Consider the following 7,340-nt stretch of genomic DNA (forward strand, 5'->3'; position numbering starts at 1 on the left):
GGCCCCGCCGCCAGACGCCGACTGCTTGCCAGATGAGGTGGACACGTACACAAGGATCTCCGATCCCCGTCCTCAGGTCAGCACCCCACTCACACGGGGTGTCTCACACCATCCTGACCAAGAGGGCGCCGCCCGGCCCGCCATGTCAAGCGGACCTTGACGGCTCGTACGGACGCTGGCGGGTCGGGCGGCGGTCTGCTCGGCTTGCCCGGGTCGATGGCAGGCGGGATGCCTACCGCAACCACCCACGGACCGTGACCCGCCGACGGAGCCTCAGCCATCCTGGAGCCGGAGCGCCCCCGCCGGAGGCGCAGTAACCGCAACCCCACGACCGCCGCCAACTCGCCGACGCGGCCGGCGTGCGCTCCCCTGCGCCGTGCGGGCTCGTGCCCGCGCGGCCCGGCCGGCTGCCGGCCCACCACGCCACCCCGTCAACGGTCTGTCGTTCTGCGGGCGGCCCTCCGGGCTCCCCGCCTTCCGCGCCAGCCGCCGGGCGTTCGGCGTGGCTGGCCCGCGAGCCCCAAGCGAGCGCGCCAGCCGCGCGCCCTGGCGGCGGCGCGTGCGGCCCGTCAAGGGCCGCCTTGATAGACGTAAAGAAAGTTCTCCCACATCGGCCGGCAGCTGGCTGTCCCGTATCGCAGGCCGCCCTCGTCAGCGGCTGGACGGCCGGACGCTAATCGGCCTCGGCCAGGTAGCCGACATGCGGCGACCCTGCTGCTGAGCGCACGTGGTAGCCCCAGCGGCGCAACGCCTGCATGATTTTCTCCGCGCCGGCAGGATTCGCCGAGTGGACGTACACGACGCCGATATCGAACGGGTGCTCCTCGAACGCGGCCCGCTCCAGCACCTCGACTACCGGCCAGATCGTGTCGTCCTCGCCGAGGTCGTGATCCAGCCATAGCTCGTTCAACCGCTGTCCCCGGTGCCGGGCCAGCACCTCAACGCCCGCCGCGCTGGTGCGCGCCACATGTGCCAACCTGCCGTCAACAAACGAACGCAAGTCGTCGACCAGCACGATTCGCGGCAGCTTCTCGGTAACCACGACGCCCATCCTTCGCCCTGCACCTCAATGCCGCCATCGCTATTGGGGCCCGCATCCGGCATCGAAATACGACGGACTGACATGTCGGTACCCGGTGCTACTCTGGCGCTCGTCGAGGACGCCAGCCCGGCCTTCCCTGCCGGATCGCTGGACTCGATGTCGGAGATGCTGAGCGGCCTTCCTGCCGCTGATGCGGGCCACGTCCCGCCGGCTCTCGATCACACCGGCCACCATGCCGGCTTCCCCGAATCCGCTGAGCAGCCCAGCACGGTCTTCCCTGCCGTCCACGATGGCCCGGATTCGCCCACTCCACGGGTGGGGACAGCCTGCGGCAACGCGCCGGATGCCGATACCCAGGCTCCTCACCCGTGCCGGCCCATTCATCAGGTCACGAGCGCGAAGGGACATGACCCATCGGCGGGAAGTGGCACGACCACGATTCCGCCCTCCGGCGTCAGCCGCCCTCTCGGCGGTGCCAGGAGACACGACGAACACCACCAGCGGATACCCGTCGACGGCTGGTGGTGCTTCGTCTCCCGTCCCTGCCACCCCCTGATGAGGAGACAGTTGTGTCCACCCCGCTCACCATCTACCGCCCCGGCCTCGCCCTCGGCCGTGACGCCCAGGTCCTGCACCGCGCCGCCTCTCCGAAGTTCTCCGGCTGGCTGGAGCACACCCGCCCCGCCGGCGGCTGTGCCCGCCCCATCCGCCTCACCGGCACCATCGCCGCCGTCGACCGGAACACCGGCCGCATCACCGGCCAGCTGCACACCGACGAGCTGCCGGACCGCACGCTCTACAAGGCATGCGGCAACCGCCGCGAATCGCACTGCCCGGACTGCGCCTGGGTCTACCAGGGCGACGCCTACCAAGTCGTCTGTCGCGGTCTGACCGGCGGCAAGGGCGTCCCCGACTCGGTCGGCCGGCACCCGGTGGTCTTCGCCACCTTCACCGCCCCGTCCTTCGGTCCGGTCCACCACCGGCACGTCGCCCGCCACACCTGCCGCAACCGGCAGCGCTGCGACTGCCTCCCGGCCCCCTGCCGCGCCCGCAGCAACGCCGGCACCTGCCAGCACGGACAGCCCGCAGCGTGCTTCGCCCGCCACGACGCCGACGATCCGCGGCTCGGACAGCCGTTATGCCTGGACTGCTACGACCACAACCATCAGGTCGTCTGGAACTACTTCTCCGGTGAGCTGTGGCGGCGCACCAAGCAGGCCATTGACCGCCACCTCGCCGCACTCTGCCGCAAGCGCGGCATCCCCTTCGTCCGGGTCGTCACGGCCTCCGGCAGGATCCGCTGGATGCCGCCCGTGCGTGTATCGCATGGCAAGGTCGCCGAGATGCAACGCCGGGCCGCCGTGCATTTCCACGTCCTGCTGCGCCTCGACGGCGTCGACCACAACGACCCGGACGCGCTCGTGCCGCCACCGGCCGGCATCACCATCGACGGCCTAAAAGACGCGATTCGCGTCGCCGCCTCGCGAATCACCGTCACCACGCCCGCACACCCCGACCGACCGCAAGGCTGGCTGGTCGCCTGGGGCGAGCAGGTCGACGTCCGCAGCATCAACACCGCCAGCGGCGAACTGACGGACGACAAGGTCGCCGCCTACCTCGCCAAGTACGCCACCAAGGCCACCGAAGCCACCGGGCGCTCCTTCACCCGGCTCACTTCCGCCACGATCGACGACTACGCCGACCCCGAAGGCGACCACCTCGCCCGCCTCATCGACGCCTGCTGGCACCTCGGCAGGCCCATCCACACCGACACGACCGGCGGCGCCACAACGGCCGATCACCGTCAAGGCGGTCTTGACACCAAACCGCGCCCCTACGCCGGGCTGCGCCGCTGGGCGCACATGCTCGGCTTCGGCGGCCACTTCCTCACCAAGGCCCGCCGCTACTCCGTCACCTTCGGCCGGCTCCGCGACACGCGCACCGCCCACCGCCGCACCGAACACGACGAGGCCGCCGACACCATCACCGTCTGCACCCTCACCTACATCGGGTCCGGCTGGCTCACCGAAGGTGACGCACTCCTGGCCAACACCGCCGCTAGGCAGCGACGCGAGAGCAGACGCGTCGGCCGGGAGGAACTCGCCTACGAAGCCTGGCTCACTGGGGCCGCCGCATGAGCCGAGACCTCACCCCGCGCTGGTACTCCCCCGCCGAGGTCGCCGTCCTGCTCGGCTTCGGCATCTCCAAGGTCAAGATGAAGATCGCCACCGGCGAGCTGCGCTCCATCAAGGACGGCAAGTACCGCCGCATCCTCCCCGAATGGGTCGACGACTACATCCGCGAACAGGTCGAACGCCAGGAGGCCGCCTGATGCCCGCCCGCGCCCGAGCCAACGGCGAAGGCTCCATCTTTCCCTACCGCAACGGCTTCGCCGCCTACGTCTGGGTCACCAAACCCGATGGCAAGCGCACCCGCAAGTACATCTACGGCAAGACCCGCGAGGCGGTCCACGACAAGTGGATCAAGCTGCACCAGCAGGCAAAGCAGGGTCCGGTGGCGACGAGCGTCCCGACGGTCGGCAGCTTCCTCACCTGGTGGCTGGCCGAGATCATCCAGCCGAACCGGGCACCGTTGACCTACGCGACCTACGAGACGTTCGTCCGCCGCTACCTCGCCCCCGGCCTCGGGGCCAAGCGGCTCGACCGGCTCCAGTCACGCGACGTGCAGACCTGGATCAACCAGGTGGCCCGGACCTGCCAGTGCTGCGCCCAGGGCAAGGACGCCGCCCGCGCCAAGCAGAAGTCGCGCTGCTGCGCCGTCGGTCGCTGCTGTCAGGCCGTCCCGTCCACGCGCACGGTCAGCGACGTCCGAGCCGCGCTGCGGGCGGCCCTCACCCACGCCCAGGCCGAAGACCTCATCACCAAGAACCCGGCCGTGCCGGTCACCCTGGCCACCGTCCGCCGGCGGCGGGGCAAGTCCTGGTCCAGCGACGAGGCTCGCAAGTACCTGGAGTCTGCCCGCCACGACGAGGACCCGCTCTACGCCGCCTACGCCCTGGTCCTCGTCACCGGCCTCCGCAAGGGCGAGGCCCTGGGACTTACCTGGGCAGATGTCGACCTCGACGCCGGAGAACTGACCATCGGCCGCCAACTTCAACGCGTGCGCGGCCAACTCCTCCACCGCGACACCAAGACCCAGGCGTCCGACGCGACACTCCCCCTGCCCGACATCTGCGTGACCGCACTCAAGCTGAGGAAAGACCAACGCGACGAGGCACGAGCAACCGCCGGAAAGGCATGGCATGAGAACGACCTCGTATTCACCACCCGCTATGGCACACCCATCGAACCGCGCAACTTCCAACGTTCCTGGCAGATGCGGTGCGGCAAGGCGAAGGTCACGCCGATCACCGTTCATGACGCCAGGCGTACCTGTGCCACGCTCCTGGCCGACCTCGACGTCCATCCGCGAGTCGCCATGCAGGTGCTCCGGCACGCCCGCTTCTCCGTGACCATGGAGATCTACACCCAGGTCTCATCGAAGGCGACGAGAGAGGCATTGAAGCGGCTTGGCGATTCCCTCGGCCATTGAGCACCGCTGCTGTACTTAACTGCTGTACGACAGCAGAAAGGCCACCTCCCGTTTCCGGGAAGTGGCCTTTGACCTGCGTGGGCGATACTGGGATCGAACCAGTGACCTCTTCGGTGTGAACGAAGCGCTCTCCCGCTGAGCTAATCGCCCTCAGCGCCGATGACTCTACCTGATCGTGTGACCGCACCGGAAATCCGGGGCCCGCGCGCCGCCGGGCGCCGGACCGGCGCCGGTCAGTGCGTCGCCAGGTAGTGCAGCACGCTGGCGACCAGGTCGATGCCGAGGCTGTACTTGAGCGAGAGCCAGACCACCACGGAGACGAAGACCAGGCCGACCGCGCCGAGGACGAACCGTACGGCCAGTGACTGGTCCTTCACCCACTGCGTCCAGTTGTGCACGTGCCGGCGGGTGAAGCCGAGCAGCCGGCGCGCCCAGTGGAACTCGACGGCCCAGATGCCGAGGCCGGCGATGACCAGCAGCCAGCCCGGCCCGGGCAGCGGGATGAGCGCGATGCCGACGGTGACCACGATGGCGCCGGCGACCGCGATGAAGATCTTGAGGGCGACCCGGCCGGTGGGGTTGGCCCGGATCAGGTCGAGCGTGGTGGCCAGCCGCTGCCGCCCGCGTCCCCACCTGCGCCGTTCGGCCACGGCCGTGCCGCCGTGCCGGTGATCCCGGTCGGACGCCCGCCGACCGGGTGGCTCGTGCTGCTCCATCCGCACTTCGTACCCCCGCTGTTCGGCTGCCCGGGCCGCGACGATCGGCGGGCCCGGCGCGGCCGTCGGATCCACTGAGGATCGCTTCGTGACCATTTCCACCCCCAGTGTGGCTCGCGCCCGTCACTGGAACGGACGACTGGACGTTACCGGAGTAAGTCGACGACTGAACCACCCGATGCCGGGCGGGATCACGCACTGGGCAGAACCGGAAATCCTACATGAAGTCTCACATTCACGAGGCCTTTCCGACCCCCTTCCCACCACTGGGTGAAGTCAGCGTATGGCGGAGCGTAGCCAGGAGTAGCACCTGAGTATGGGAAAAGCGGGACACGCGCGTTCCGCAGCGGTGCCGGGGGGAGAACGTCCATGAGTGTCATCCGACCGACGACCGTAGAGGTCGAGACGTCGCTAAGGCTCGTCGCACCTGACGCCACCGCCTTGCCGGTGCGTGCCAGTCTGCGCTACGACCCTGCTGACCCGTATGCGGTCCATGTCCTGTTCCATGCCGAATCCGCCGGCGGCGAGGCGGTCAGCTGGTCCTTCGCCCGCGAACTGCTGGTCACCGGCCTCGACGAACCGGCCGGCATCGGCGACGTGCGGGTCTGGCCCTGGGCCACCCCGCGCGGGGACTTCGTCGCACTGGCGCTGTCGTCGCCCGACGGCAACGCCCTCTTCGAGGTGCCGCGCAGCGTCCTGGTGCGCTTCCTGCGCCGGACCTACGTCGTCGTCCCGCGCGGCCGCGAGGCCGAGCACCTGGACGTCGACACCGCGGTCAACCGGCTGCTCGCCGGTCGCTGAAACACCGGAAGACCGGCCACCGGAGCCGCGCGGATCTGCCGAGTCCGCGCGGCTCCGGCCCACCCGGGGGTACGCGGGCAGCCTGCCGCCGTCAGCGTCGTGCTCAGCCGTGGGTGGTGATGCCGCCGTCGACCGGGATCACCGCGCCGGTCAGGTACGCCCCAGCGCGTGACGACAGGAAGATCACTGTGCCGGCCATGTCCTCCGGACGGCCGATTCGTCCCAGCGGCACCTGGGCCTCGATGGCCGCCCGGGACGCGGGGTCCTCCAGCGCGAACGCCATCATCTTGCTCTCGAACGGCCCCGGCGCGATCGCGTTCACGGTGATCCGCTCGCCGGCCAGCTGGTGCGCCAGGCTGCGGGTGAGCATGTGCACCGCCGCCTTCGTGGCCGAGTACGCGTACACCTCCATGAACGGCACCCGGAGCCCGTCGATCGAGCCGATGTTGATCACGCGGGCCGGGTCGTCGTGGCTGGCCGACGCGCGCAGCGCGGGCAGCAGCGCGGTGGTGAGCCGGAAGACCGCCTTGACGTTGACCGCCCAGAGCTTGTCGAACGCGCTCTCCGGGTACGACTCCAGCGGCGCGCCCCAGGTGGCGCCGGCGTTGTTGACGAGCACGTCGAGCCGCTCGACGCGCTCCCGGACGGCCGCGGCGAGGCCCTCGGCGCCGGCGTCGTGGCTCAGGTCGGCGGCGATCGCCTCGCAGCGCCCCTCGTTCGACAGCTCCTTGGCGACCGCCTCGCAGACCTCGGCCTTGCGGGACGAAATGATCACGTGCGCGCCGGCCCGGACGAAGCCCTGGGCGATCATCAGGCCGATCCCCCGCGAGCCGCCGGTGACCAGGACCGTCTTGCCTTCGACCGAGAACAGATCAGTCATGCCCATCCCCTCGCGTGTCGGCCGTCGGCGCGACCCCGGCCGACCGGCCGCCGTCGACCCCGCGGCCACGCCACCCCCGCCGACGCTACCGCCCGGTAACGTAGCCCGCTCCCACCAGCCCCCACAACCCCACCCGTGATCCGCGCACGGTCCCGGAAAGAGTGGCCTTCCGGGCGCGAATGATCACCTTTTCCGTGCCTGTGCGCGGATTCTGGCCGCGGGAGGAGGGGCGTGGCGGGGTTGTCGGGATGCGATGATCGTCGCCCCGGGCTACCGTCGCAGACGATGGTCTCTTCCGGTCAGCTCTCCCCCGCTCCGCCCGCCACCCCCGCGGCCACCCCCGCCGAGA

Annotated in this window: 7 protein-coding genes and 1 tRNA gene; 4 read left to right on the plus strand and 4 right to left on the minus strand. The window is 70.1% G+C overall.

Annotation, left to right across the window (positions count from 1 at the left end; genetic code table 11):
* Positions 1–673 precede the first annotated feature (673 nt).
* A complete protein-coding gene (locus tag NCC78_RS24510) occupies positions 674–1,042 on the minus strand; it encodes a cyclic-phosphate processing receiver domain-containing protein (protein WP_250797321.1) in 369 nt (122 codons plus the stop codon).
* 569 nt (positions 1,043–1,611) lie between these two features.
* Here NCC78_RS24510 and NCC78_RS24515 point away from each other — a divergent pair.
* The 3 genes from NCC78_RS24515 to NCC78_RS24525 are packed head-to-tail and all read left to right on the plus strand — an operon-like array spanning position 1,612 to position 4,594.
* A complete protein-coding gene (locus NCC78_RS24515; protein WP_250797323.1) occupies positions 1,612–3,180 on the plus strand; it encodes a replication initiator in 1,569 nt (522 codons plus the stop codon).
* Positions 3,177–3,374 (plus strand): excisionase family DNA-binding protein, encoded by a 198-nt coding sequence (locus tag NCC78_RS24520; RefSeq protein ID WP_091050912.1) that lies wholly within the window; start codon positions 3,177–3,179, stop codon positions 3,372–3,374. Before NCC78_RS24515 ends, NCC78_RS24520 begins: the two co-directional genes overlap by 4 nt.
* Entirely contained in the window at positions 3,374–4,594 is a 1,221-nt protein-coding gene (locus NCC78_RS24525; RefSeq protein WP_250797324.1) for a tyrosine-type recombinase/integrase, read from the plus strand. The genes NCC78_RS24520 and NCC78_RS24525 overlap by 1 nt, the downstream gene beginning before the upstream one ends.
* A 78-nt stretch (positions 4,595–4,672) precedes the next feature.
* On the opposite strand, the gene NCC78_RS24530 is transcribed toward NCC78_RS24525, so the two are convergent.
* Together NCC78_RS24530 and NCC78_RS24535 are read right to left on the minus strand one after the other, a co-directional pair.
* Positions 4,673–4,744, minus strand: a tRNA-Val gene (locus NCC78_RS24530).
* 83 nt (positions 4,745–4,827) lie between these two features.
* A complete protein-coding gene (locus tag NCC78_RS24535) occupies positions 4,828–5,406 on the minus strand; it encodes a TIGR02611 family protein (RefSeq protein ID WP_250797325.1) in 579 nt (192 codons plus the stop codon).
* A 273-nt stretch (positions 5,407–5,679) separates the two neighbouring features.
* Here NCC78_RS24535 and NCC78_RS24540 point away from each other — a divergent pair, with 273 nt between their 5' ends.
* Positions 5,680–6,111, plus strand: a complete 432-nt coding sequence (locus NCC78_RS24540) for an SsgA family sporulation/cell division regulator (protein WP_007457244.1) — start codon at positions 5,680–5,682, stop codon at positions 6,109–6,111.
* A gap of 103 nt (positions 6,112–6,214) precedes the next feature.
* On the opposite strand, the gene NCC78_RS24545 is transcribed toward NCC78_RS24540, so the two are convergent.
* The gene (locus NCC78_RS24545) at positions 6,215–6,991 is read right to left on the minus strand and encodes a glucose 1-dehydrogenase (RefSeq protein ID WP_250797327.1); all 777 of its coding nucleotides are present in this window, start codon (positions 6,989–6,991) and stop codon (positions 6,215–6,217) included.
* Between the last annotated feature and the right edge of the window lie 349 nt (positions 6,992–7,340).

Origin of the sequence: Micromonospora phytophila, assembly GCF_023656545.1 — a bacterium.
In the GTDB taxonomy this organism is placed as follows: Bacteria; Actinomycetota; Actinomycetes; order Mycobacteriales; family Micromonosporaceae; genus Micromonospora; species Micromonospora phytophila.

Bases quoted from the DNA above. Each gene is read 5' to 3' on its own strand.
- NCC78_RS24520 (WP_091050912.1), top strand. From the start codon at position 3,177: ATGAGCCGAGACCTCACCCCGCGCTGGTACTCCCCCGCCGAGGTCGCC.
- NCC78_RS24525 (WP_250797324.1), top strand. From the start codon at position 3,374: ATGCCCGCCCGCGCCCGAGCCAACGGCGAAGGCTCCATCTTTCCCTAC.
- NCC78_RS24535 (WP_250797325.1), bottom strand. From the start codon at position 5,406: ATGGTCACGAAGCGATCCTCAGTGGATCCGACGGCCGCGCCGGGCCCG.
- NCC78_RS24540 (WP_007457244.1), top strand. From the start codon at position 5,680: ATGAGTGTCATCCGACCGACGACCGTAGAGGTCGAGACGTCGCTAAGG.
- NCC78_RS24545 (WP_250797327.1), bottom strand. From the start codon at position 6,991: ATGACTGATCTGTTCTCGGTCGAAGGCAAGACGGTCCTGGTCACCGGC.